The 23,007-nt window shown below is 61.9% G+C and carries 23 protein-coding genes and 3 pseudogenes; 2 read left to right on the top strand and 24 right to left on the bottom strand.

The genetic code is table 11. The features are described 5' to 3' along the window. Positions 1-103: pseudogene (locus ACYQ3S_RS10995) on the bottom strand (electron transfer flavoprotein subunit beta); the annotation flags it as partial. Between the two features lie 21 nt (positions 104-124). Beyond that, entirely contained in the window at positions 125-1,276 is a 1,152-nt protein-coding gene (locus ACYQ3S_RS10990; RefSeq protein WP_054327986.1) for an acyl-CoA dehydrogenase, read from the bottom strand. On the opposite strand from ACYQ3S_RS10990, the pseudogene asnB reads away from it, so the two are divergent. Then, positions 1,275-2,942: pseudogene (gene asnB, locus ACYQ3S_RS10985) on the top strand (asparagine synthase (glutamine-hydrolyzing)); the annotation flags it as partial. The gene ACYQ3S_RS10990 and the pseudogene asnB overlap by 2 nt on opposite strands. A gap of 162 nt (positions 2,943-3,104) precedes the next feature. Here asnB and pta read toward each other — a convergent pair. The 20 genes and pseudogenes from pta to eutS all read right to left on the bottom strand — a co-directional run bounded on the left by pta (position 3,105) and on the right by eutS (position 19,385). Next, positions 3,105-4,076 carry a phosphate acetyltransferase gene (gene pta / locus ACYQ3S_RS10980; RefSeq protein ID WP_459689117.1) on the bottom strand — a complete coding sequence of 324 codons (972 nt, stop codon included), beginning with the start codon at positions 4,074-4,076 and terminating at the stop codon, positions 3,105-3,107. A 15-nt stretch (positions 4,077-4,091) separates the two neighbouring features. After that, positions 4,092-4,544 (bottom strand): cupin domain-containing protein, encoded by a 453-nt coding sequence (locus tag ACYQ3S_RS10975; RefSeq protein WP_459689115.1) that lies wholly within the window; start codon positions 4,542-4,544, stop codon positions 4,092-4,094. Between the two features lie 27 nt (positions 4,545-4,571). Beyond that, a complete protein-coding gene (locus ACYQ3S_RS10970; protein ID WP_459689113.1) occupies positions 4,572-5,123 on the bottom strand; it encodes a BMC domain-containing protein in 552 nt (183 codons plus the stop codon). A 5-nt stretch (positions 5,124-5,128) separates the two neighbouring features. After that, the gene (locus ACYQ3S_RS10965; RefSeq protein WP_459689112.1) at positions 5,129-6,478 is read right to left on the bottom strand and encodes a 4Fe-4S dicluster domain-containing protein; all 1,350 of its coding nucleotides are present in this window, start codon (positions 6,476-6,478) and stop codon (positions 5,129-5,131) included. Next, a complete protein-coding gene (locus tag ACYQ3S_RS10960) occupies positions 6,475-6,780 on the bottom strand; it encodes a EutN/CcmL family microcompartment protein (protein ID WP_054327931.1) in 306 nt (101 codons plus the stop codon). The genes ACYQ3S_RS10965 and ACYQ3S_RS10960 overlap by 4 nt, the downstream gene beginning before the upstream one ends. 61 nt (positions 6,781-6,841) lie before the next feature. Further along, positions 6,842-7,555, bottom strand: coding sequence for a hypothetical protein (locus ACYQ3S_RS10955; RefSeq protein ID WP_459689111.1), 714 nt, complete (start codon positions 7,553-7,555; stop codon positions 6,842-6,844). Positions 7,556-7,576: 21 nt separating this feature from the next. Further along, positions 7,577-8,392, bottom strand: a complete 816-nt coding sequence (eutJ, locus tag ACYQ3S_RS10950; RefSeq protein WP_459689110.1) for an ethanolamine utilization protein EutJ — start codon at positions 8,390-8,392, stop codon at positions 7,577-7,579. A 27-nt stretch (positions 8,393-8,419) separates the two neighbouring features. Continuing rightward, positions 8,420-9,208: an ATP-binding protein gene (locus tag ACYQ3S_RS10945; RefSeq protein ID WP_459689108.1), complete on the bottom strand. Its 789-nt coding sequence runs from the start codon at positions 9,206-9,208 to the stop codon at positions 8,420-8,422. Between the two features lie 39 nt (positions 9,209-9,247). Next, positions 9,248-9,532: a BMC domain-containing protein gene (locus ACYQ3S_RS10940; RefSeq protein WP_054327934.1), complete on the bottom strand. Its 285-nt coding sequence runs from the start codon at positions 9,530-9,532 to the stop codon at positions 9,248-9,250. 34 nt (positions 9,533-9,566) lie between these two features. Next, positions 9,567-9,857 carry a BMC domain-containing protein gene (locus ACYQ3S_RS10935; RefSeq protein ID WP_054327935.1) on the bottom strand — a complete coding sequence of 97 codons (291 nt, stop codon included), beginning with the start codon at positions 9,855-9,857 and terminating at the stop codon, positions 9,567-9,569. Between the two features lie 44 nt (positions 9,858-9,901). Next, the gene (locus tag ACYQ3S_RS10930) at positions 9,902-11,386 is read right to left on the bottom strand and encodes an acetaldehyde dehydrogenase (acetylating) (RefSeq protein ID WP_459689106.1); all 1,485 of its coding nucleotides are present in this window, start codon (positions 11,384-11,386) and stop codon (positions 9,902-9,904) included. Positions 11,387-11,670: 284 nt separating this feature from the next. Beyond that, a pseudogene (locus ACYQ3S_RS10925) lies at positions 11,671-11,913 on the bottom strand (BMC domain-containing protein); the annotation flags it as partial. A gap of 46 nt (positions 11,914-11,959) precedes the next feature. Further along, a complete protein-coding gene (gene eutL / locus ACYQ3S_RS10920) occupies positions 11,960-12,631 on the bottom strand; it encodes an ethanolamine utilization microcompartment protein EutL (protein WP_459689104.1) in 672 nt (223 codons plus the stop codon). Between the two features lie 21 nt (positions 12,632-12,652). Next, on the bottom strand, positions 12,653-13,576 hold the full coding sequence (eutC, locus tag ACYQ3S_RS10915) for an ethanolamine ammonia-lyase subunit EutC (protein ID WP_459689102.1): 924 nt from the start codon (positions 13,574-13,576) through the stop codon (positions 12,653-12,655). A 17-nt stretch (positions 13,577-13,593) separates the two neighbouring features. Continuing rightward, the gene (locus ACYQ3S_RS10910) at positions 13,594-14,964 is read right to left on the bottom strand and encodes an ethanolamine ammonia-lyase subunit EutB (RefSeq protein WP_459689100.1); all 1,371 of its coding nucleotides are present in this window, start codon (positions 14,962-14,964) and stop codon (positions 13,594-13,596) included. A gap of 23 nt (positions 14,965-14,987) precedes the next feature. Continuing rightward, the gene (gene eutA / locus ACYQ3S_RS10905) at positions 14,988-16,418 is read right to left on the bottom strand and encodes an ethanolamine ammonia-lyase reactivating factor EutA (protein WP_459689098.1); all 1,431 of its coding nucleotides are present in this window, start codon (positions 16,416-16,418) and stop codon (positions 14,988-14,990) included. 122 nt (positions 16,419-16,540) lie between these two features. Then, the gene (locus tag ACYQ3S_RS10900) at positions 16,541-17,950 is read right to left on the bottom strand and encodes a sensor histidine kinase (RefSeq protein ID WP_459689097.1); all 1,410 of its coding nucleotides are present in this window, start codon (positions 17,948-17,950) and stop codon (positions 16,541-16,543) included. Positions 17,951-17,952: 2 nt separating this feature from the next. Next, positions 17,953-18,534, bottom strand: a complete 582-nt coding sequence (locus tag ACYQ3S_RS10895) for an ANTAR domain-containing response regulator (RefSeq protein WP_459689095.1) — start codon at positions 18,532-18,534, stop codon at positions 17,953-17,955. A gap of 27 nt (positions 18,535-18,561) precedes the next feature. After that, entirely contained in the window at positions 18,562-19,023 is a 462-nt protein-coding gene (locus tag ACYQ3S_RS10890; RefSeq protein ID WP_459689094.1) for a EutP/PduV family microcompartment system protein, read from the bottom strand. A gap of 11 nt (positions 19,024-19,034) precedes the next feature. Beyond that, positions 19,035-19,385, bottom strand: a complete 351-nt coding sequence (gene eutS / locus ACYQ3S_RS10885) for an ethanolamine utilization microcompartment protein EutS (protein WP_147574460.1) — start codon at positions 19,383-19,385, stop codon at positions 19,035-19,037. 463 nt (positions 19,386-19,848) lie between these two features. Here eutS and ACYQ3S_RS10880 point away from each other — a divergent pair, with 463 nt between their 5' ends. Beyond that, positions 19,849-21,066 carry a sugar diacid recognition domain-containing protein gene (locus ACYQ3S_RS10880; protein WP_459689092.1) on the top strand — a complete coding sequence of 406 codons (1,218 nt, stop codon included), beginning with the start codon at positions 19,849-19,851 and terminating at the stop codon, positions 21,064-21,066. Between the two features lie 98 nt (positions 21,067-21,164). Here the strand turns inward: ACYQ3S_RS10880 and ACYQ3S_RS10875 are convergent, their stop codons facing one another. Continuing rightward, positions 21,165-22,469, bottom strand: a complete 1,305-nt coding sequence (locus ACYQ3S_RS10875; protein WP_459689091.1) for a TRAP transporter large permease — start codon at positions 22,467-22,469, stop codon at positions 21,165-21,167. After that, the gene (locus ACYQ3S_RS10870) at positions 22,469-23,002 is read right to left on the bottom strand and encodes a TRAP transporter small permease (RefSeq protein ID WP_459689121.1); all 534 of its coding nucleotides are present in this window, start codon (positions 23,000-23,002) and stop codon (positions 22,469-22,471) included. Before ACYQ3S_RS10870 ends, ACYQ3S_RS10875 begins: the two co-directional genes overlap by 1 nt. Positions 23,003-23,007 lie beyond the last annotated feature (5 nt).

The following is a 23,007-nucleotide window of genomic DNA, read 5'->3' as shown; positions in this document are numbered from 1 at the left end:
TCGTGATCGTTTCCATCGACGCTCGGTTCAGCGTCCCGTCCGGATTCACCGCTACCTTGCCGGAGGTATCCGGAACCTGCTTTACACATACGATTGCTTTCATAGTCCTGTTCTCCTCCTTTTCTTAGCGCAGTACCTGACCAGCGATGACCATTCTCTGAACCTGAGAAGTACCCTCGTAGATCTCGGTGATCTTGGCGTCGCGCATCATGCGCTCCATCGGGTACTCACGGATGTAGCCGTAGCCGCCGTAGATCTGTACGCACTTGGTGGTAACGTCCATAGCGACCTCAGAAGCGTACAGCTTGGCCATAGCGGCTTCCTTGGTGAACGGCAGGCCAACGTCGTGGTTGAACGCCGCGCGGCGGACGAGCAGGCGGGCAGCGTCGATCTGGGTGTACATATCGGCTACCATCCACTGCAGGCCCTGGAACTTGTCCAGCGTCTTGCCGAACTGGACGCGCTCTTTCATGTACTGGATCGCCTTGTCCAGCGCGCCCTGCGCGATGCCGAGCGCCTGGGATGCGATACCGATACGGCCGCCGTCCAGCGTCATCATCGCGATCTTGAAGCCGCCGTTCTCCTTGCCCAGCAGACGGTCCGCCGGCAGGTGTACGTCTTCAAAGATCAGCTCTGCGGTCTGCGAGCCGCGGATGCCCATCTTGTGCTCGATCTTGCCGATCGAGAAGCCCGGGTCATCCTTATCTACGATAAAGGCGGAAATGCCCTTGTTGCCCTTTGCTTTGTCGGTCATGGCGAAAACGACATAAGTATCCGCGCGACCGCCGCCGGTGATGAACACCTTGGTGCCGTTGAGGATGTAGGAACCGTCTTCCTGCTTCTCAGCGATGGTCTGCTGGGCCGCGGAATCGGTACCGGCATTAGGCTCGGTCAAACCGAACGCGCCAACCTTCGCGCCTTCCTTGGGCTCGATCAGCGGGCGGAGCCATTTCTCCTTCTGTTCCGGCGTGCCGAACGCGTAAATCGGCCAGGCGCCCAGCGTGCCGTGCGCGGAAATGATCGCGCCGGTCGTACCGCAGACGCGGCTGATCTCTTCGATCGCGATCGAATAGCAAACGTAGTTGCCGCCGGAACCGCCGACTTCCTTGGGGAACTGAATGCCCATCAGGCCGTACTTCATCAGCTTCTGGACAGTCTCTTCCGGATAGCGCTCCTGCTCGTCGATCTCCGCGGCGATCGGCTCAACTTCGTTGAGCGCGAACTCACGGCACATCTTCTGGAACAGTGCTTCTTCTTTTGTAAGCCTAAAATCCATGCCATATACCTCCCAAAAAAAATTCGCAGGTGAACAGAAAAACACAGCGCCGGACACCATAGGCATCAAGCGCCGCATCCACCGACACCCAACTTTGGAGCATGTCTACTTCTATTATACTGTTTGGCCGCAATATGTCAAGGATTTAACAGACTTTTGCCTGAGAATTTCGCCCCGCATTTTTGTGCAGATTGGATTTTTTTACCCCTCGTTAATTTGCCGTTTCAGTCTCCGTTTTGTAATCATCCATCCGCGCGTTCGGGCGCATATCCGGACGCATACCGGCATAAAAAGGATGGAAGACCAAAGTTTTAAGGAGGAAAAGCCTATGTGTGGAATCGGCGGCTTTATCGATTACGAACACGATGCGCGCGGCTATGGGCCGGTCGCGGAGCGCATGAAACGCACGCTCACGCCGCGCGGGCCGGACGCGGAGGGGCAGTTCTGCGATCTGGACGCGATGCTCGTCCACCGCCGCCTGATCGTGATCGATCCGGACGGGGGACGGCAGCCCATGACATCGCCGGACAGGAATACCATCCTGATTTATAACGGAGAGTTATATAATACCGAGGAGATCCGGCACGAGCTTATCCTGCGCGGCCATCGCTTTGCCGGCCATTCGGATACCGAGGTTGTGCTGCACGCCTTTCTGGAATGGGGTACGGATGCGTTCCCGCGGCTCAACGGAATTTTTGCTTTCGCCATCTGGCAGAAAGCCGAACGCCGCCTGACCCTGTGCCGCGACCGGCTGGGCGTCAAGCCCCTGTTCCTCGCGCATACGGGCGGCGGGCTGGTGTTCGGCTCGACCATCGGCACGGTGCTGTGCCATCCGGAGGTCGAACCTGTGATCGACGAGGACGGCCTGCGCTCCCTGCTGCTGCTCGGTCCGGCGCGGCCGCCCGCTTCCGGCGTGTTCCGGCAGATCGACTCCCTGCTGCCCGGCCACTATGCCATCCTTACTCCCGAGCATTATACGGACGCCGCATACTGGAAGCTGGAGGCGCACGAGCATCCGGACGATCTGGAGGCCACGATCGAACGCACACGGGAACTGATCTGCGACGCGGCGCAGCGCCAGCTCGTGTCCGACGTGCCGCTGGCCTGCTTCCTGTCCGGCGGGCTGGACTCCTCCATCCTGTCCATGCTGGCCGCCAGGGACTACGCCGCGCGCGGCGAAACCCTGCACACCTGGTCGGTCGATTACCGCGACAACGACAAGTATTTTACAAAAAGCAGCTTCCAGCCAAACAGCGACAACGCGTATATCAAAATGATGGCGGATGCGCTGCATACCGCGCACCATAACGTTGTCATTGAACCGGAGGCGCTGTGCGCCGCGCTTCTGCCCGCGACCGACGCCCGCGATCTGCCCGGCATGGCGGACGTGGATTCCTCGCTGCTGCTGTTCTGTGCGGAAGTGAAAAAAGGCGGCACGACCGTGTGCCTTTCCGGAGAGTGCGCCGACGAGCTGTTCGGCGGCTATCCCTGGTACCACCGCGAGGAGATCCTGTTCGAGGACACGTTCCCATGGTCCCGATCGGTCGGGCTGCGGCTCGGCCTGCTCGCGCCGGACGTGGTGCGGGACGGGGCGGCGTTCGTCCGCGAGCACTATCTTTCCACCTGCCGCCGCGCGGAAAAGCTGCCCTCGGACAGCAAAAAGGACGCGCGCATGCGCGAAATGTTCGTCCTCAATCTGGACTGGTTTATGGCGACCCTGCTGGAAGGCAGCGTTGCGGGAGGATACGACCGGCGGTATCCGCGTTGCAGCCGCAGGAAAAGAAAAAGAGGGGCAGACGCCCCTCTTTTTTACATTCCCGTCAAGGCTTCACCGCAGCCCCGCCGTGATGATCGCCATATAATAGACCTCCTCCGCGTTGCAGCCGCGGGACAGGTCGTTGATCGGCGCGTTCAAGCCCAGCAGGATCGGCCCATAGGCCTCAAAGCCGCCCAGGCGCTGCGCGATCTTGTAGCCGATATTGCCGGCGTTGATATCCGGAAAGATAAAGGTGTTGGCATGTCCCGCCACCGGCAGGCCCTTGCACTTGGTCTGCGCGACCTCGGGCGATACCGCCGCATCAAACTGCAGTTCTCCCTCGATCATCAGGTCGGGACGCGCCTGCTTCGCCGCCTGGGCCGCGCGGCGCATCTTGTCCACATCCTCGCCCTTTCCCGACCCCTTGGTCGAATAGGACAGGAACGCCACCTGCGGGTCAATGCCGAACAGCTTCGCGCATTCGGCGGTTTCAACCGCGATCTCGGCCAGCTCGTCCTCATCCGGCTTGATATTGATCGCACAGTCCCCCATCGCCAGCAGCTCCGCGCTGCTTCCGCTCCCGCGGGTCAGGATAAAGCACGAACCGACGATCCGGTGTCCCGGCTTGGTCCGGATCAGCTGCAGCGCCGGACGCACCGTATCCGCGGTGGAATAGGTCGCGCCACCGAGCAGGCAGTCCGCCACGCCGAGCTTTACCAGCATAGTGCCGAAATAGTTTCCCTTTTGCAGCAGCCCGCGGCATTCCTCAGGCGACAGCTTGCCCTTCCGCAGTTCCATCATTTTATCCACCAGCTCGTCCATACGGCGGTAGTGCAGCGGATCGACGATGCGGATATCCGCGATGTCGAAGCCGCCTGCCTGCGCGGCCTGCCGCACCTCCTGCACATCCCCGATCAGCAAGGGCTGCAGGATGCCCTCCCGCTTGAGGCGGGAGGCGGCCTCCAGGATACGCGGGTCCGCCCCCTCGGTGAACACCAGCGTGGTATAATTCTTTTTCAGTTTTTCGATCAGCTTAGTAAACATAACAGCGCCCCTGTCTCACCAGTCCGCCGGAAATACCGTATAGGCAAATTTCGCATACTGCGGCGTTGTAAAGTGGATATGGCTGCCGCGCGGGATATACAGCACATCCCCTGCGTCGCCGCCCACGGTGCGGCCGTCTATGCGGATCTCCAGCCGCCCCTCCAGCACAACGTCCCATTCGTCGTAAGTGAGCGTCCATTCAAAATCCGCGCCGTCGCGCAGCTCCATGATGCCGCAGCCGATGCGCGGCGCCTCCTCGAGCGTCGCCACGTCTTTCAGGCGCACGTCGTCGCGCCCTTCAAACGGCTCAAGGCGCACGGTCGGCACGCGTACGCTGAGCACGCCGCTGGGATCTACCGTTTTCTCAAAGCCGCACCCGCCGCTTTTGCTCTCCTCCGGCTTCTGCCGGCCGGTCTCGGCCAGCACCTTTTCCACAAGGCTGCGGATCAGTTCCTCGTTTACTTTCATCGTCATTCTCCCCTTTCCGCTGCCCGGTCACATCAGGGCCTCAAACACCTTGGGCGATGGGCGCGGGATAATGCTTGTGCCGACCAGCAGCTCGGCCTGCTCTTTGGCGGCGGCCACCGCGGCGCGCACTGCGCCGACATCGCCGGTCAGCGTCACATAGCCCTTGCCGCCGATCGCATAGCCGATGCGCACCTCGATCAGCTGCACATCCGCCGCCTTGGCCGCGATATCCGCGCCAATGATGGCGGACGCTACCGAATAATACTCCAAAACGCCGACCGCGCCCGGCTTCTCGATCTGCGTGGTCATGCTGATGGCCTGAATCACGTCTGCGTGGATGTTGGGGATGGTCAGCGTGTCCACCACGCACTCGCCGCCCCGCTTGATCCCCTCCGCCATGGAGGCTTTCACGTCCCCCGTTTCGCCCGCGATCAGGATCAGGTATTTGCCCGGACACACCGTGGAGGAGCGGAGCAGCTCCACGGTCGCCGCCTTTACCATATAGTCACAGGTTTCGATGCCCCGCGCAATGCTGTTCAGTTCCACCATGCCGATGGCCATCCTGCTGGAAATTCCCATAGTGCTCACTCCTTCCGTCCGCGGATGCGGGCGCCTTTTTCTGTAATTTCCGTCACCACGCCCGAAATGCTGGCGTGGATCTGCGCGGACAGGCCCTCCGCCGCCTGCGCCAGCACCTCGCCCCGCTCGACCGTGTCGCCGGCCTGCTTGACCGGCTGCGCCGGCTTGCCGATATGCTGGGAGAACGGCAGGAACACCTCGTCCGGCGTAAGCGTCCGGCAGTCGTGCGCGTGCAGGCCGTAATACGCCGACAGCCCCAGCCGGCTGACCAGGCGGTCGGTCGGCGTATGGCGCTGATCGACCTCGGCCCGCGCCTGCGGCGCGCTGCCCCGCGGCACCTGGATTCCCTTTTCCCGCAGCCGACCCTTGACGTATTGGTTGACCTTGCGCGGCGAAAGCTGCATCGGGCAGGCGAACATTTCGCATACGCCGCAGTCGCAGCAGTTGGCTGCCTCGCCGAAAATACGGCCGTATGCCGTGTCGTCCGTTACCTCCTGCTCGCGCCACAGGTTGCGCATAATCAGGTGCGGCCGGATGGCGTGGCCGATCAGGTAGCGCGGACACAGGTCGGTACACATCCGGCACTGGATACAGGCGCTGCGCGCCTGGTGACGGATTGTTTCCAGCGGCGTCGCGGCCCGCCGGAACAGATAGTGGTCACGCGGCAGCACAAGGATGTTGCCCGTGGTCTTGGTTACGACCGCGCCGCGTATTTCGTCCGCGCCGGTCAGCTGCCGGCCCATCATCGGCCCGCCGAGGATCAGTGCATAGTCCGCGAGCTGCGGCTCGGCCGCGCGCACGCAGTCGATGACCGGCGTCCCGATCGGGACATGCAGCATGACCGGTTCCTTCACCTCGCCCACGACCGACAGGTATTTATCCACCACCGGCCGCCCCTGTAGCGCGTCGTAAATATTGAGCATGGTGCCGACGTTGTCCACCACGCAGCCGACATCAAGCGGTAGGCCGCGCTCGGGTACCGAGCGTCCGGTCACCTGCTGCACCATGGTCTGTTCGTCGCCCGCCGGATAGAACGTACCCATCCGGAAGATCTCGACCGGCGCGGCCGCCGTGCGGATCGCCTCGGACAGCGCGCCGATCTCCTGCTCGTATTTGCCTTTCAGGGCGATGACCGCACGGCCTGCGCCCAAATGCTCTTTGACCGCCAGCACCGCCTGGATGATCTGCGGCGCGCAGGTGCGGCAAAGGTATTTATCCGTCTCGATCAGCGGCTCGCACTCGGCCGCGTTGACGATCAGGCACTCCGCCCTGGCGTCCAGCTTGACATGCGTCGGGAAGCCGGCGCCGCCCGCGCCGACGATGCCGGCCGCCTTGATGGTTTCGGTCAGATTCATGGTTTCACCGCTTCCTTTTCCTCCAGAATACCGGGGTCGAACTCCTGATCGTCCACAATGCCGACCACGGTCGCGTCCACCGGCACCGACATATCGCCCGCCGCGCTGCGCGCCGAGCTTCCGCCGACAATGATGACCGTCTCCCCCATGCCCGCGCCGATCATATCGGCGGCCACGATGGGCGCGCGGTCCGGCGAGCCGTCCAGGATGTTGACCGGCTGCACGATCAGCAACTTATAGCCCGCCAGCCGTTCCTCCTTGCGGGTGGCCCAGATATTCCCGATCACTTTGGCAATTTTCATATGGTTCCTCTCCTGTCGGGCATACGTTGGCGCGCCGGCGGCTCAGTCCGCGCCGCGGGTTTCAGTCCTGCCCCTTGATAATCGTGATGCCTCTGCCCGCCGCCAGGTCTTTGGCCAGCGCCGTGATGATGCAGCCCGCGCCCACGCGGATGCAGGCGACGCCCTGCTTTTCCGCGTCGATCAGATCGCGCTCGGTCAGCACCCGCTTGGCAAGCGTCTTTTCCTTTGCGCTGGGCGCCTCCGCAGGCGGCGCCTGCAGTTTCGGCGCGGGCTGCTTTTCGGTCAGCAGCTGTTCCACATCGGTCTGTGTGCAGAGGACCGCGCCGCTTGCCTGCAAAAAGTCCAGCTTTTGCTGCAGCATCTTATAGTACACCGCCGGCGCCGACTCCCGATACCGGTACAGCTCCACCCCCTCCGCGAGGATATAGACCTTTTTCCCCGCGAGGATGGCCTGTACCGCCAAACGGGTAAAGGCGCAGTCTCCCGCGCCGGAGGCGATCCGGTCCAGCGCGCCGCAGCTCAGGTCGCCGAGCAGCACCGCGTCGTAATCCGCCAGCTCCACGTTATACTCGCGCTGCAGGGCGCAGTTCACCCGCCATTTCCGGCGGACCGCCTCGCTCTCCAGCACGCTGTGACAGGCCGTGCCGTGCGCCTGTGTCAGGATCAGCAGGCCCGGCTTGCCCTCGGACGAGGCTGCCTGCTCCGCTCCCTCCAGTTCATGCAGTCTTGCCGTGACCCGCCGCACGATTTCCTCGACCAGCTCTATTCGCTCCATGGTTCCCCTCCTTTCCGCTTATCACTTACAGTTCATGGCAATCCCTGCGGGCGTCACCAGGAACGGGTCGGCGGGCTTTACCGTCCGGATGCCCGTTTCCCGCGCAAAGACCTCTTCGATTCCGGTCAGGCAGCAGGTGCCGCCGCACAGGTAGAGTGTTTCCGTTTCGGTTTTATCGACATAGCGTTTTACGATCGCCGCCATTTTTTCCACAACGGGTCTGACCACGGGAAAGATCTCCTTATGGCGCGCGTAGTCCTGCTTGATGGACTCGGCCTCCGCGAAGGGGATGTGATAGTTGCCCGCCAGCACTAGGGTCAGATGTGTGCCGCCGGTCGGCTCGTCCTCGATGCGGACCACCTTTCCCTCCCGCAGGACGGCCAGGCCGGTCGTGCCGCCGCCGATATCCACCACCACGCCGTTGTCGATCTGGTAGACCGCGTTCGCGGCGGTCGGCTCATCCAGCACGGCGGTCACTTCAAACCCCGCGCCCTCGGCCACATACTGATGTGTCCGCGCGCTCGACTCCGTACCCGCCGGCATAGCGATGGCGCATCGCTCCAGCTCCCTGCCGAGCCGCTGCTCCAGCCTGCGCTTTAGCTCGCGCACGATCTGCAGCGCGCCGAGGTAATCGACCACCACGCCATCCCGCAGCACCGAGGCCGCCTGCTTTTCGCACGCCACAGGGTTATCCGCCCCGTCCAGCACGACCAGCACGATATAGGCCGTACCCAGGTCCAGCCCCACCTTCAGTTCTCCGTCAGCCGGCGGAAAGGTGGTATGCTCCGACGCGCTCACGCGGGCCATATAGTCGTTAACGCGCTCCATATCCATCATTTGTTCCAGCGCTCCTTCCGTTTTCCGCTATGCCCCATATTGTCCGGCCAGATAGCGGCACATCATAATGTGCAGCGCGCTGGACATACGGTTGAGTTCTTCGATCAGATCCTCCCTGGTGCATTTCGCGCCCTCGCGAAACGCCAGCGCCGCCGCGACCTCGGTTTCCCGCACCGCGGCGCGCAGGCTGTTGAGCAGGGCGAAATCGCGCCCCATGGTATAGTCGGGCAGCGTCATCGCCTTAACGCCGAAAAAGCGCTGCGGGTCGTGCGACTGCTCCCGCAGGCCGGCGTGCGTCAGCCCGATCAGCGTTTCCAGGGTGAACGGCTCATCGAGCACGTCGCAGCGCATCACCTCGCGCAGCGCGTGCAGCAGGTCGTTCAGGTCCTCCAGCAGTTTTTCGCTGCCCCCGCGTCCGCTAATCTCGGTCTGCGCCAGCACGACAGACGCCTGCAGCGCGTCCAGCCTGCCCCGAAACAGGATGCGCGGATGGCTTTTCTGCACCAGCAGGTTGCCCGACAGGTGCGTCATATGCTCGGGCTTTTCCGCGTAAAACGCGCCGGTTTCATAGTCAACGAACTTCGCCGCTGCCGCCGGCACAGCTGCGGGCGCGGCCGGCGCGTTTACCGCCCCGGCCGCGCAGGGGTTGGCTTTCCCCTGCCGCTCCTCCGGCACAATCTTGATTTTGCGCGTCTGAAGATACTCGCGCGCCGCCGGCGTCAGCTTCTGCCCCCTGGGTACCACATAGCTTTCCGGCTCGATCGCGTGCAGCTCATGCCGCAGCGCTGTCTCCGTGATATATTTCAAACGCTTCACCTCCTCAAGTCGGATGGGCTTCCGCCGTACCGCCGCGCCTTATTTGTCCAGGGTCGGCAGGATGTACTCCACTTCCTCATGCGGCCGCGGGATCACATGTACCGAAATCAGATCGCCCACGCGCTCCGCTGCCGCCGCGCCCGCGTCGGTCGCGGCCTTGACCGCGCCCACGTCCCCGCGCACCATCACGGTCACCAGGCCGCCGCCGACGTGTACCTTGCCGATCAGCGTTACGTTTGCCGCCTTGACCATTGCGTCGGCCGCCTCCACGGATGCGACCAGTCCCTTTGTCTCAATCATGCCGAGTGCCTGCATATTTGCCATGTTACCTTACTCCTTTTCTGTCGTTTTCCGCTTTTTACTGCTTATCCAGCGAGGGCAGGATATACTCCACCTCTTCGTGCGGCCGCGGGATCACATGTACCGAGATCAGGTCGCCCACGCGCTCGGCCGCCGCCGCGCCCGCGTCGGTCGCAGCCTTGACCGCGCCCACGTCCCCGCGCACCATCACGGTCACCAGGCCGCCGCCGACGTGTACCTTGCCGATCAGCGTTACGTTCGCCGCCTTTACCATTGCGTCGGCCGCTTCCACGGATGCGACCAGTCCCTTTGTTTCGATCATGCCGAGTGCCTGTGTCGTCGTTGCCATAATCAATTCCTCCTAAGCTTTATTTGAATGGTTGATGAACCTGTTTACGCCTTTTTCATCCGGCTGACAACCATGCGGACGATCGCCTCCAGATCGGTCTCGCTGATCCCGCCGCCCGTGCTCTGGCAGATGCCGTCGCTGCAGTCGGGCGCGCCCTGCCGGATATCGTCCAGCTCCCGCAGGCCGTAGGCCACCTTGCGGGTATTGAGCAGCTGCATGGGGCCGACGTTTTCGCTCGTCGCCGAGCCGCCCACCGCGCCGCAGCCCAGCGTCAGCGCGGGCATGAGCGCCGTGGAGGCGCCGATACCGCCCAGCGCGGACGCGGTATTGACGATCACGCGGGAAACCGGCACGCGCTTTGCAAAATAATCGACCATCTGCTCGTCCTTGGTATGCATGGAGAACGTATGGCCCGCGCCCTCGTAGCGCAGGATCGTGCAAACCTTTTCACACACGTCCCGATAGTCCTTTCCGGTATAGAACGCGAGGATCGGCCCCAGCTTTTCATTGGAGTACGGATGGCCGCGGCCCACGCCGTCCTCGCGGGCGACTAGCACGCGCGCCGACGCCGGCACCCGATCCAGGCCGGCCAGCTTGGCAATGGTTTCCACGCTGCGTCCGACGATCTCCGGATTCATCGTGCCGTTGGCGCGGAGAATGAATTTGCCGAGCTTGGCGCGCTCCGCGTCGTCGAGGAAGTAGGCGCCCTGCTTTTCCATTTCGGCCTGCACCGCGGCCGCCATATCCTCGTCGCAGATAATGGACTGCTCGGAGGCGCAGATCGTACCCCAGTCAAAGGTCTTGGAATCCAGGATGCGCTTGACCGCGAGCGGCAGGTCGCAGGTCTTTTCCAGATAGGCCGGACCGTTGCCCGGCCCCACGCCGATCGCCGGCGTGCCGGAGGAATAGGCCGCGCGCACCATGGCTGAACCGCCGGTCGCCAGGATCAGGGCGACGTCGCGGTGGCGCATGAGGTTGTCGGTGGCCTCCATGGTGGGAATCGTGATACAGGAGACCAGGTTCTCGTTGCCGCCCGCCTCGGAAATCGCCTGGCGGATGACCTTGACCGTCTCCATGATGCAGCGCAGCGCGGTCGGATGTGGGGAAAACACGATCGCGTTGCCCGCCTTAATCGCGATTTCGGACTTGTACAGCGCGGTGGACGTGGGATTGGTTGAGGGGATCAGGCCCGCGATCACGCCCACCGGCACGGCGATGGTGCGCGTTTTATTGACCTCGTCGCGTTCAAGCTCGCCCACGGTTTTCATATCCTTGATGTATTCATACACGCCGCGGCTGCCGAACACGTTTTTGATGACCTTGTCCTCGACCTTGCCGAAGCCGGTGTCCTCATTGGCCATTTCCGCCAGGCGCCGCGCGTTGCGCACGCCTGCGTCCGCAATGGCGCGGACAATGCGGTCCACCTGCTCCTGGGTCATGCCGGCCAGCTCCTGCTGGGCTTTTTTGGCCGCGCCGACCAGCTCACGGACCTCCTGCATGGACAGTAAATCCTTGTCATATAGCTGCATGCTTCAACTCTCCTTTATCCGCGGATGCTTCCGCTTGAATTTCATTTGCCCTGATCGCGGAACGCCCGAATCGCCGCGATCAGCTGCTCCTTTTTGGCGAACCGGATATCGCGCCGCGTCATGCTGGTCAGGCCCAGCTCCCGCGCGGCGGTGCGCAGGCTGGCGACCGACATGCCCGCCAGCGTCTCGTCGTCCGGCGCCCCTTCGCACACCCGCGCTGGGGCGGGCGCCTGCTCCTGCGCGCGCCGCGGCGATGCGCGGACCGGCGCCGCGGGCGGCGGGGACAGGATCGTTTCCACTTCGTCATGCGGCCGCGGGATCACATGCACGGCGACCAGCTCCCCGACCCGTTCGGCCGCCGCCGCGCCCGCATCCACCGCTGCCTTGACCGCGGCCACCTCACCGCGCACCATGACCGTCACCAGACCGCCGCCGACATGCTCCTTACAGGCCAGCGTGACCTCGGCGGCCTTTACCATTGCGTCAGCGGCCTCTACCGAAGCCACCAGGCCGCGCGTCTCGATCATTCCCAACGCTCTCACCGGCCGTCACCTCCGTTACGCGCCGCGCCGCTCACAGGCTGTCCTCCGCAATACATTCAGTGGGATGCTCCGCCACAAACTCGACCGCGTCGGCAAACGCTTCGCACGCCGCTTTGCAGGCGGCCTGGCTGCCTGTCAGCAGGCCGCCGCCGAAGTTCGTCTCGCTCGGCGGCGCGTACAGCACGCACATGCGCACGTCAGCCGCCTTGAGCGCAGCGTCCAGGCCATATACTGCCTCCAGCGGCGGCGCGATCAGGTACGCCAGCGCCTCGCCCTCCGTAATGCCCGCGCCCTCGGACAAATACGAACCGGTGCGCGAAATACAATGCGCATAGTAGACGATATCGCCCTCGTCGTTTGCGGAAACAAAATGGCATACGTTCTCGATCATATCAACGCAGGCGTCCAGACCGGCCTTGGCCTCCGCCGGATTGGGCGCGGCCAGAATGCCGATGATCTCGCCTGCCAGGCGCGTACTCGCGTGGTCCGCGCCCGCATAGCAGCTTTTGGCGTATACCACGCGGCAGACCGCTTTTTTGGTCGCTTCATCCAGCGCGGTGTAGGTCACATCGTCGTTGTCCGCCGTGATCAGCGCGAGCGACCGCTCCTCCGGCCGCAGCGACAACTGTTCGGCAAGGTCGGGCGCAACGTTTGGGATCAGCTTTGTCGCCAGCACCCTCGCCTGAATGGGATCTCTTTTCATAGGTAAGCTCCTCCCTGCCTGTTACAGCTTCAAATCCGTACCGCTGGCCTTTTTCTCCAGCATCAGCTTGATGATATCGGCAATGTGCGCGCCCGCCTCGGCCGGATTGGTGCCGCTTCTGTGGATATTGGAAAGCACGGTGCGCCGCGCCTCCGGCATGCCCACCGTCGCCCGATAGGCAATATAGGCGGACATGGATTCCGCGGTAATCAGGCCGGGCCGCTCGCCGATCAGCACGCAGGTGACCTCGGCGCCGAGCAGCTCGGACACCTCATCCATCACGCCGACGCGGCCGTACCGCACGAAAAACGGCGTACCCACGTCTATTTTATAGTTCTGCAGGCCCTGCAGCAGCGCGGGCAGCAGATCCGGAATATTGGCCGACACCGCCGCGGAGGAAAGCCCGTCGGAAACATAGATCTGAACCGTGGGGTGGTCCCTGCACCGCTCGCGGATGGTATCCGCCGCCGCCTTGCTGAGCCTGCGCCCCAGGTCGGGCCGTGTCAAATAGGTATCCTTGCTGTCGCACTGGCTCTGCACGAGGAACAGCCCCTGCGAGGCGACAAACGCCTCGTCCACATCGCTGAACACCGCGTCCTGCGCCGCTGAATGCGCCGCGCGGAATTCCAACTGCGGCAGCGTTTTATAGCGCGCGCCCGCTTTGCCAATGCCGAGACGGCAGGGCGCGTTCCTCTTGAGGTCCGCATACGCCTCGCCATGCTCCGGCCGCTCCACCAGGTACTGCTCCCTTATGTCGATCTCCGTGATATCGGGCAGGCAGCCTGCCTCCCCCGCCGTCTCCGGCAGTCGGATGTCGGGAGCCGCCGGCTCTGTCCATGCGGCGGGCGCCGGAGCCGGCGCTTCCGGCTTTTCCGGCGGCCGTTCGTCCTGCGCAAGCTCTGCGACCACCTGCTCGATGATGCGTGTCAATGTAGCTTCGTCCAACACTCTCACTTCCTCTCCTACTTCGCCAAAAAGACCGAGGCGTCGCCCGCCCTGGGCGTCAGCTTCCCGTTCTCCGAAAAGCCCATTTTTTCCAGCCAGCGGTCAAATTCCGGAATGGGCCGCAGGCCGAAGACCTCGCGCAGCGCGGGGATCTCATGATAGCCCGTACACTGGTACATCAGCATGCAGTCGTCGCCCTCCGGAATGGACATCAGGTAAGTACAGCCGGCGGCCACCAGCAGCGCGGCCAGGTTCTCGATATCGTTCTGGTCGGTCTTCATATGGTTGGTGTAGCAGGCGTCGCAGCCCATGGGTACGCCGGTCAGCTTGCCCATGAAGTGATCCTCCAGCCCCGCGCGCGTGACCTGCTTGGCGTCATACAGGTATTCCGGCCCGATAAAGCCGACCACCGTGTTGACCAGGAACGGCTGGTACCGCCTGGCAAAGCCGTAGCAGCGCGCCTCCATCGTCACCTGATCCCAGCCGTTGTGGGCCTCGGAGGATAGTTCCGAACCCTGTCCGGTTTCGAAATACATAACGTTGGGGCCGGTGCAGGTGCCGCGGCTGAGCATGGTCGCGCGTCCCTCCTCCAGCATCGCCGCGGTCAGACCGAACGCCTCGTTTCCCTTCTGGCTGCCCGCAATCGACTGGAACATCAGGTCAAGCGGCGCGCCCAGCTTATCCGCAGCGGCGACCTGGGTGGTGACATGCGCCAGCACACAGATCTGTGTCGGTATCTCCCATTTATTTTTGAACTCGTCGAACATCTTGAGGATGCGGGCGACCGATTCCACCGAATCGTCCACCGGATTCAGCCCCAGCACCGCGTCGCCGCAGCCGTAAGAGAAGCCCTCCATCGCAGAGGCCAGGATGCCTTTGGGGTCGTCGGTCGTATGGTTGGGCTGCAGGCGGGAGGAAAACGTCCCCGGCAGGCCGATCGTGGTGTTGCAGTGCGCGGTCACCTGGATCTTTTTGGCCGCGTAGATCAGGTCCAGATTGCTCATCAGCTTGCACACGCCCGCGACGATCTCGGACGTGATGCCGCGCGACGCGCGGCGGATCATTTCGCTTGTGGTATTGCCGTCGAGCAGCCATTCGCGGAACTCCGCGACCGTCATGTTCTGGAACTCGCGGAAAATCGTTTCGTTCACATCGTCCTGTATAATGCGGGTGACCTCGTCCTCCTCATAGGGGACGGCCGGCGCGTTGCGCAGATCGTTCAGCGTCAGGTTTGCCAGGACCACCTTGGCCGCCACCCGTTCCTCGGCCGTCTCGGCCGCGATGCCGGCCAGCCTGTCGCCCGATTTTTCTTCGTTGGCCTTGGCCATCACCTCGCAGATGCTCTTGAATTCGTAGACATGCCCGAACAGCTTTGTTTTCAGGATCACATCGTTTCACCTCTCCCTGCTTGTTATGAATTGAAGATCAGCGTCTTGACCACGACAGGCACCACATGCCCATCCGCGACCGGCGCGCCGATATCCACATAATCGCCGTCCTGCGTCCGTATCCCGTCGATGCAGATGACATCCTTGCGGAAGTCCAGCCGCACGTTGAGCGCGTTTCCCAGCACCTTGCCGATATCGGCCTCCACCACCAGGATCAGCGGGTACCCGCCCGTGATAATCTCCGCCGCCCCGTCCGTTACCGCCGCGGCCAGCTTTTGGATGGCGGCGAAGCTGGTATAGGGCCTGCCGCTGAACGCGATCGCGACCTGTTCGATCCGTCCCTCCGGCTGGTACATCGGCATTTGACGCCGGATGGCGTCGCGCAGCGTTTCCGGCGCGGCCTCGTCCTCCTCGGATACACGGAGCACGGGTACATTTTTGACCGGCAGGCGTCCCTGCGCATAATGGATAGTGCTGCCGCTGACCTCGGTCGTATGCGTCCCCGCGCCGACCACGGTGGCGCGGATGGTCTCCGCCGGCCGGAACAGCCGCAGCCCGCCGAGCGCCGCGTTTTCCCGAATCGCCTGTCCGAGCAGCACGCCCACATCGCCGTACCGGAATACATCCCCCTCCGGCGGCGTATAAATGCAGTCTGCCACGCCGCCCGAGTAGGTGACCGCCTGCGCACGCGCGGTTTCGGGCAGCGGCTTCCCGCCGTTGGTATACAGTCCGGCGTGCTGCCCATCCGGCGGCCGGCGGGACAGCGCCTGCGCGAGCTGGTCGGCCATCAGGCCGCATACCCGCCGCAGCATCTCCACATCCGCCGCAGCTCCGGCCCGCAACGCGATGCCGTGCGCACGGGCCAGCGCCTCAATCTTATGGTAGACATAGGCGATCCGGCCTTGTTCCACGCGGATCAGCCGCCCGCCGATATCCAGGCAGCAGACGCCGGCCAGTTTCCCTTTATCGAATACCGCAATGTTGGTCGTTCCGCCGCCGACATCCAGATTGGCCACAGCTGTGCGCGCCTCCTCGGAAAGCCGGTCGGCGCCCGCTCCCCGCGCGGACAGCACGGATTCCAGATCCGGTCCGGCCGTGGCGACCACAAAATCGCCCGCAAGGCTTGCCAGCGCCTCCAGAACCTCGTTCGCGTTCTGCTTGCGCGCCGTCTCGCCGGTGATGATGACCGCGCCGGTCCTGACATCAGCCGGACGGATGCCCGCCGCGGCGTATTCCTTCCGCACGATTTGCTTGACCGCCTCCGCGTCGATCTCCGTCCCCGACCGCAGCGGCGTAAAGTATATCCCGCTGCGGTGGACGACCTCTTTTTTCACGATCTGGATGCGCGGCGCGGTATAGCTGCTCGCCCGATTCTCGATCGTCAATCTGCTGAATATCAGTTGTGTGGTGGATGTCCCGATATCCACGCCCACGCTGCATATCTCCTCGTGCATGGCGCGCCTCCGATCTTCCATAATGCTTTCATCAAAAAAGTCCGGATACACAGACTGATAGCCTGTATATCCGGACTGCGCCGCCCGTTTGCTCCGCCGCGGCATTCCGTCATGCCGCAGCCTTATTCTTTATACTGGTTTTTGAAGTCAAACGTCACATGCGTACCGCCGCTGCCCGCTTCGGTCTTCAGGCTGCCGTGCAGCCGGTCCTCCACCATCGTACGCACGATGGAAAGGCCCAGGCTGTCCGGCCGGACAGCCGCCGTATCATAGCCGCATCCGTCGTCAATGACCTCAATGCAGGAATACAGCTCCCCGCGGGTCACAACGATCCGGACGCTGCCCTGCTCCCGCCCCCGAAAGGCATACTGCAGGGAATTCTGAAGCAGCTCATTGATTACCAGCGCGGCCGATGTGGCGATATCGGAATTGACCGGAAAGTCATCCCCCTCCTGCCGGATCTGCACATGGAAATCCGGCCAGCTGAACGCGCGGATGATATTGTTCCGGATATTGCGGATGACCTCCCCGATCATCACCTCGTCCACGCCGGACCGCGAGAGCAGCTCATGCGTGGTGGCGATTGAGAGGATGCGGTTCATGCTCTCCGCCAGCACGTCCTGCAGCGCCGCGTCATCCAGCCGCCGCATCTGCAGCCGCAGCAGGCTTGCCACGGTCTGCAGGCTGTTTTTCACCCGATGGTGCATCTCCTTGACCACCGCCGACTTCAGCACGAGCTGCTTCTCCTGTTCGCGCTTCCACGTCAGATCCTGCACGATCACGGCGAACGCCATATCCTCCCGCGCCAGCTGGATCTGCTTGACCAGCAGGCTGTGGCGTCCCAGCGTAACCTCCGCCGCCGCGTAACCAGCCTGCCCGTCCTCCTCCCGCACCTCGGCCAGCCGCACGTTTTCGTACCGCTGCCCCAGGGGGTCGTCGAGGTATCCCAGCGTCTGATAAAGGCTGCGCGCCAGGCTGTTGCAGAACGCCACCCGCCCCGTCCGGTCGACGATCAGCAGGGCCTCGTCGATACACTCGGTCAGCCAGTCGTTTCCCGCCATATGCGCGAGCGCGTTGGCGATCTTTGCAGGGTCACGGTCGGAAAAATGCAGCCGGCCGCTTGCCTGCCGCCGCTCGTCCATCCGCTGTTCCCGCACCAGCGCGCCGATCACCTTGCCCGCGCTGTTTTTGATCGGCTCGACCGACTGGACCGTGCGCCGGTTTTCCTGGGTCAGCGCTTTCATCTGCTTGGTTCCCACGCCCAGGCGGAGCGTCCGCGCCACGGCTGGCTCGTTCTCCCTGCGCGCCAGCAGCCCCACCACGCTTTTCCGGTAGGAGGACGGCGCACCGTCCGGCTTTGCCTCTGCCACAACGATAGCGTCGCCGTCCCGACAGGGGCAGTCCACAAAAATGTCCGCCTCCTCCCAGCTGGCCAACGCCCCCAGCACGGTGCTCATTCCCTGTATCACGGCAATATCCGCCGGCGCCAAGCTGGTATATTTCCGGCAGAGCGCCTCGATCGTATCCACCATACTCAGCGTCCTCCGCTTCTCATCAGGATGATCTCCGCGACCCGCCGCATGGACAGCTTTTTGCTCTGGCTCAGCTTGCGTATGTAATCATATGCGCTCTGCTCGGTCATTCCCTCCTGCGCCATCAACAGGCCCTTTGCTTTTTCGATCACGGTGCGGCTTTCCAGCCGGTCGGTAACCTGCCGGATGTCCTTTTTGAGCTGGCGCATCTCCTTGCTGCGCGCCACGGCCAGCTCTATGCTTGGCACCAGCGAGCTTTCGCCCAGCGGCTTGACCAGATATCCTGCCACGCCCTGATCCCGCGCGGTTTTGACAAATTCCCATTCGCTGTACGCGGTGAGCATGATGATCGTTTCCGCGATATCCTCTTCGTAAATGATCCTCGCGGCCGAAAGGCCGTCCAGCAACGGCATCTTCACGTCCAGCAGCACAAGGTCGGGCTGTGTCTGCCGGCACATCTCGATCGCGTCGAAACCGTCTGCCGCCTCGCCGACCACCTGGTAGCCCTGCGCCGACAGCAGTTCCTTCAAATCCATGCGGGTGATCGGCTCGTCGTCCGCAATCACCACTCTGATTCGGCTCATATCCATTCTCCTTACCCTCAGGCGGCATCACTCCGCCGCCTGTTCATAGCCCAGATAGGCCATCAGCGCGTCCACCCCTTCGCCGGTGACGCTGCTGGTGACGAACACCGTTTTGGCGCCCGCCATATGCAGGTATTTTTTCGCCTTCTCTATTTGCTCCGGCGCGGCAATATCGCTTTTTGTCACCACGCCCAGCACCGGCTTGGCAAACTGGCTGTTATAGGAGGGCGGGAACATGGTACCCTCCTCTGTGGCGGACTGCACAAATACCACATAGTCCGCTTCCACCGAGGTGACCATCAGCGCCCCCCGAAAGCTGCGCCGCTCCAGGTATTCGCCGGGCGTATCGATCATTGTCTGGTTGATGACCTGCACGGTCTGCGTTTTGTGATACGCCAGATCGCGCCGGCTGATACGCTGGCACAGCGTTGTCTTGCCCGCCGTGGAGCGCCCGACCAGCATGATCCGTTTCTTTTCCCTGTTTTCCATGGCCGATTCCCCTATGTCCTGGTCATCGGCGCGGGGCTGAAGCCCATCATGTCGCACAGCACCTGCATCACGCCGGCAAGCGCTTCCTCCACCGCCGCCACCTCGCCGGTGATGACCAGCGAGCCGTTAAAACGGTCCACAAAGCCGATCTCGACCGAGGCCGCCTTGGCCGCCACATCCGCGCCGATCATCGCGGCCTCACTCGGCGTGATGGTCATAATGCCGATCGCGCCGTGCGCGTCGATCAGTCCCAGCTTGGCGTAGAGCGTATCCTCGGGACTGGCGATCACATGGCACAGGGTGACCTGCTTTCCTGGCACAAACTCCTGGATAATCCTTTTTTTCTCATCCAGCTCAATCAACTCCGCCGCCCCCTTTCCTAAAAATAAAAGCCCCCAAAGGACCCCGCCTGTCGGCCGGATTCTCGGGAGCTGCGTCGCTCTTTTTTGAAAAACCGCTTTTTGCATTGGACACTGACGGCGCGCCCTCTGCCTGAAATAAACAAAGCAGTTAATTTCAGCTTATTGCTCTATGGTTAGTTTAGCAGTATTTCGGCCGTCTGTCAATGCCTTTTCCGACGTACAGAACCCCTAAATTCAGGCGCGCTCCTGCCGGTTCGCCGGCCTGCGGACGCCTGTCGAAAGGAGTAATTTTCCATTTCCTGCAATATGCTTCCATCTCCCATTTTCTTCCTTTTTGGTATATTTGACCATTGCAGGAAGAGCGTGTTATAATGTAAAAAACACGTTAAAAATGTCGTGTGGTTTTCGCACCGCGAAGGCGAAACGACTCACCGCCCGCATCCAAAAAGAAAGGGAGATTTTTGTGTCTAACTCGGATCTACTGGACAAAAAGCTATGCGAAAAATTGGCGCAGTCGGCAAGCCTGACCATTGGACACGACGTGCTTATTACCGACTCCTTCGGCTATGTCGTCGCCTCCAACGATCCCGACCGCGTTGACTCGCTGCACGAGGCTTCGCTTGAAGTCATACAGAGTGCGCGCAAAATCTACCATGACGCCGCCGCGGCCCGTAAATTCGCCGGCACCAAGCCCGGCATCACCATCCCCATCATCATCGATTCCATCGTCATCGGCACGATCGGCATCACCGGCGCCCCGCACGAAATTTCGCAATATGCCCTGCTGATCCAGCAGCTTGCACAGATATTTCTCGATTTTGAGAAGCGCCAGCGCTCCACGACCCGCACCGATTACCGGAAGAAAAACCTCCTGCGCGAAATCATTACATATGATCCCCGCTCGCATGATGAAGCCGCCATCTGCGAAAGCGCTTACGAATTCGGCATTGACCTGAACGCGGCGCGCATCGCCGTCAAGCTGGAGGAAATCGAAGGCCGGCACGACGACGCTTCCGCGGAAACGCGCGTACATCAGACGCAGATCATGGAATGCCTGCTGCGCCATTTCGATCACCCGCAGGATTTTGTCTGCCCGCAGAACAATACCGGCTATGTCGTGTTCGCCTTTGGGCTGCGCAGCATCCAGCCGCAGCAATACCTGGAAATGCTGCAGCAAAAGTGCCTTTGCGTGAGCAGCGAGTGCCTGACCGCCGGCATCCGCCTCCGCATCGGCATCGGCTTCTTCTCCCACTCGGTCGAGACGCTGCGCCAGTCCTATGAGAATGCCTGCTTCGCCTTAAAAAACATCCATGCCGGCATACGGAACAGCACCTGCCTCTATATCGGCGATGTGGTTCTGGAGAAAATCGCCGCCAGCCTGCCGGACGGCATCTGCAGCGAGGTTTCCGCGCAGATGTTCGGGCGGGTCATGCAGGCGAAAAACCGCGAGGAGGTCCTGTTGACGATCGAGCACTGGTTCCAGCAGCGCTTTAACTTTGTGCAAACCGCGCAGGCGCTGCATATCCACAAAAGCACCCTGGTTTACCGCTTCCGCCGTATCCGCGAAACCTGCGGACTGGATATGTACGATCTGGACAAGGTGCTTGCCATCTATCTTCTGGATATCCGGCACAAGCTGTGTGATCGGGACGACTCCCGCACCAGTTCCATCGTCATGTGAAAGAATATCGATACGCTTTGCCGGAAAGGGGCCGCGCTGTTAAACTTCAGCGCGGCCCCTTTCAGCGAAGAAACAGAGAATCCTTTTCTATCGGCGGGTCAAACCGAACCCATAATCAGGCGCGGCAGCCAGAGCGAGATCTCCGGTATGTAGGTGGTGAGGATCAGCGTAGGCACATAGCAGAAGGCGATGATCGTCAACATCGGCTTCATCATGCTCTTGGTGTCCACCTTGCAGATACGCCCGCCCAGGTAGAGGAACGGCGCGGTCGGCGGGGTTACGTTGCCCATGCCGAGGTTTACGCCCAGAATAGCCGCCATTTGATAGGGGTTCACGCCAAGCTCCATGCCGATCGGCAGCAGGATCGGCGCCACCAGCAGGGTGCCGCTGACGTCGTCCATCAGCATGCCGATGATGACCATGAAAATGTTAATCATCAGCAGAACCAGATACTTGTTGTTGCCGGTTACGGTGAGCAGGGCGTCCAGAATCATGGACGGAACGTTGTTCATGACCAGAATACGGCTGACGACCATGATGGTACCCAGCATAACCATGATAACGCCGGTGGTGACCGCGGATTCCTTGAAGGTGCGGCCCAGCTCTCTCATCTTGGTCCCGCGGTAAATCAGGATGCTGACGGGGATCGAGTAAACGATCGCCACGCCGGCCGCCTCGGACGGGGTCATAAAGCCGCCGTAGATGCCGCCCAGCACGATAATCGGCATAAACAGCGCCGGAATGGCGTGTACGGTGGAGCGGCGGGTATTGGCCAGCCAGTCCGTCCGCGACATTTTTTCCGTGACCTTGACGTCCGGATACTTTTTACACATGACGATGCCGCAGATGCCGATAAGTATCGTCAGGATAATGCCCGGGATGACCGTTGCGATAAAGCAGGTCAAAACCGAGAGGTTGCCCGACCAGGCAAACAATATCTGAATCGAGCTTGGCGGGATGAGCATGCCGATCGGCGCGGCGCAGGCCAGGACGGCCGCCGCAACGCCCATCGGATAGTTGCGCTCGCGCATTTTCGGCGCCATGATCGAGCCGATGCAGGACAGAGTCGCCGCGCCGCTGCCGCAGATCGCGCCGAATACCGCGCAGGCTACCGAAGACACTGCGCACAGCGCGCCCTTGACGCGGCCGGTAAAGGCCTCTACAAAGTTGACCAGCGCGCTGCCGACGCCGCCCTTTTCCATGATCGCGCCCAGAATGATAAACAGCGGAATCGCGATCAGCACCGAGCTGTTCATCTTACTGTAAACTGTGGTGAACACGAAGGAGGCGTCAAAGCCGAGCGTCAGCACGAGCCAGATCGTCGCCGCACCGAACGAATACACGACCGGTACGCCCACGACAATACAGACCAGCAGGATTGCAAATGCAACACCCAATTCCATTACTCGCTTCCCCCTTCCTCCGCAGGCTCTTTCGCCTTGCCGAAATCCTTATCCAGCAGCACACGGAAGAAATTGAACACCGTGTACAGTTCCATCAGCAGAAAGCCGATCAGCAGCGGCATCTGCGAAAGGGACATGGGGATTTTCAGACCGGTCGTCACAGCATTGAACCTGAGGTTGAACGCCATATACTCAAAGCCCCAAATGCAGAACACCAAAATCACCACAAAGCTGACCGCCTGGATGACCAGTTCCACAATCTTCTTGGAGCGCGGCGACTTGAACACCGACGACAGCATATCGCCCTTGATATGCGAGCCCTCGTAGCTTCCGTAGATGCCGCCAAACCAATACAGCCACATCGCCACAACGCACAGGACCTCTTCCTGTCCGAAAAAGTTCATCTGCAGGATATACCGCATTACCACGCCGACAAACACGATGCCGGCCGCCAGGATGCTGGTGATAATCATTACGGCAGATTCCACTTTCAGCAGCGCGCGGAATATGATATTATTTTGGATTTTATCCATGATCG

This window comes from Agathobaculum sp. TL06 (assembly GCF_054658635.1).
Note: the sequence above shows the minus strand (reverse complement) of the source record. Positions and strands in the feature narration are given on the sequence as shown.

Coding starts and splice junctions, on each gene's coding strand:
- ACYQ3S_RS10990 (WP_054327986.1), bottom strand. CDS start 1,276: ATGGATTTTAGGCTTACAAAAGAAGAAGCACTGTTCCAGAAGATGTGC.
- pta (WP_459689117.1), bottom strand. CDS start 4,076: ATGTTTACTAAGCTGATCGAAAAACTGAAAAAGAATTATACCACGCTG.
- ACYQ3S_RS10975 (WP_459689115.1), bottom strand. CDS start 4,544: ATGAAAGTAAACGAGGAACTGATCCGCAGCCTTGTGGAAAAGGTGCTG.
- ACYQ3S_RS10970 (WP_459689113.1), bottom strand. CDS start 5,123: ATGGGAATTTCCAGCAGGATGGCCATCGGCATGGTGGAACTGAACAGC.
- ACYQ3S_RS10965 (WP_459689112.1), bottom strand. CDS start 6,478: ATGAATCTGACCGAAACCATCAAGGCGGCCGGCATCGTCGGCGCGGGC.
- ACYQ3S_RS10960 (WP_054327931.1), bottom strand. CDS start 6,780: ATGAAAATTGCCAAAGTGATCGGGAATATCTGGGCCACCCGCAAGGAG.
- ACYQ3S_RS10955 (WP_459689111.1), bottom strand. CDS start 7,555: ATGGAGCGAATAGAGCTGGTCGAGGAAATCGTGCGGCGGGTCACGGCA.
- eutJ (WP_459689110.1), bottom strand. CDS start 8,392: ATGATGGATATGGAGCGCGTTAACGACTATATGGCCCGCGTGAGCGCG.
- ACYQ3S_RS10940 (WP_054327934.1), bottom strand. CDS start 9,532: ATGGCAAATATGCAGGCACTCGGCATGATTGAGACAAAGGGACTGGTC.
- ACYQ3S_RS10935 (WP_054327935.1), bottom strand. CDS start 9,857: ATGGCAACGACGACACAGGCACTCGGCATGATCGAAACAAAGGGACTG.
- ACYQ3S_RS10930 (WP_459689106.1), bottom strand. CDS start 11,386: ATGCAGCTATATGACAAGGATTTACTGTCCATGCAGGAGGTCCGTGAG.
- eutL (WP_459689104.1), bottom strand. CDS start 12,631: ATGAAAAGAGATCCCATTCAGGCGAGGGTGCTGGCGACAAAGCTGATC.
- eutA (WP_459689098.1), bottom strand. CDS start 16,418: ATGCACGAGGAGATATGCAGCGTGGGCGTGGATATCGGGACATCCACC.
- ACYQ3S_RS10900 (WP_459689097.1), bottom strand. CDS start 17,950: ATGGTGGATACGATCGAGGCGCTCTGCCGGAAATATACCAGCTTGGCG.
- ACYQ3S_RS10895 (WP_459689095.1), bottom strand. CDS start 18,534: ATGAGCCGAATCAGAGTGGTGATTGCGGACGACGAGCCGATCACCCGC.
- ACYQ3S_RS10890 (WP_459689094.1), bottom strand. CDS start 19,023: ATGGAAAACAGGGAAAAGAAACGGATCATGCTGGTCGGGCGCTCCACG.
- ACYQ3S_RS10875 (WP_459689091.1), bottom strand. CDS start 22,469: ATGGAATTGGGTGTTGCATTTGCAATCCTGCTGGTCTGTATTGTCGTG.
- ACYQ3S_RS10870 (WP_459689121.1), bottom strand. CDS start 23,002: ATGGATAAAATCCAAAATAATATCATATTCCGCGCGCTGCTGAAAGTG.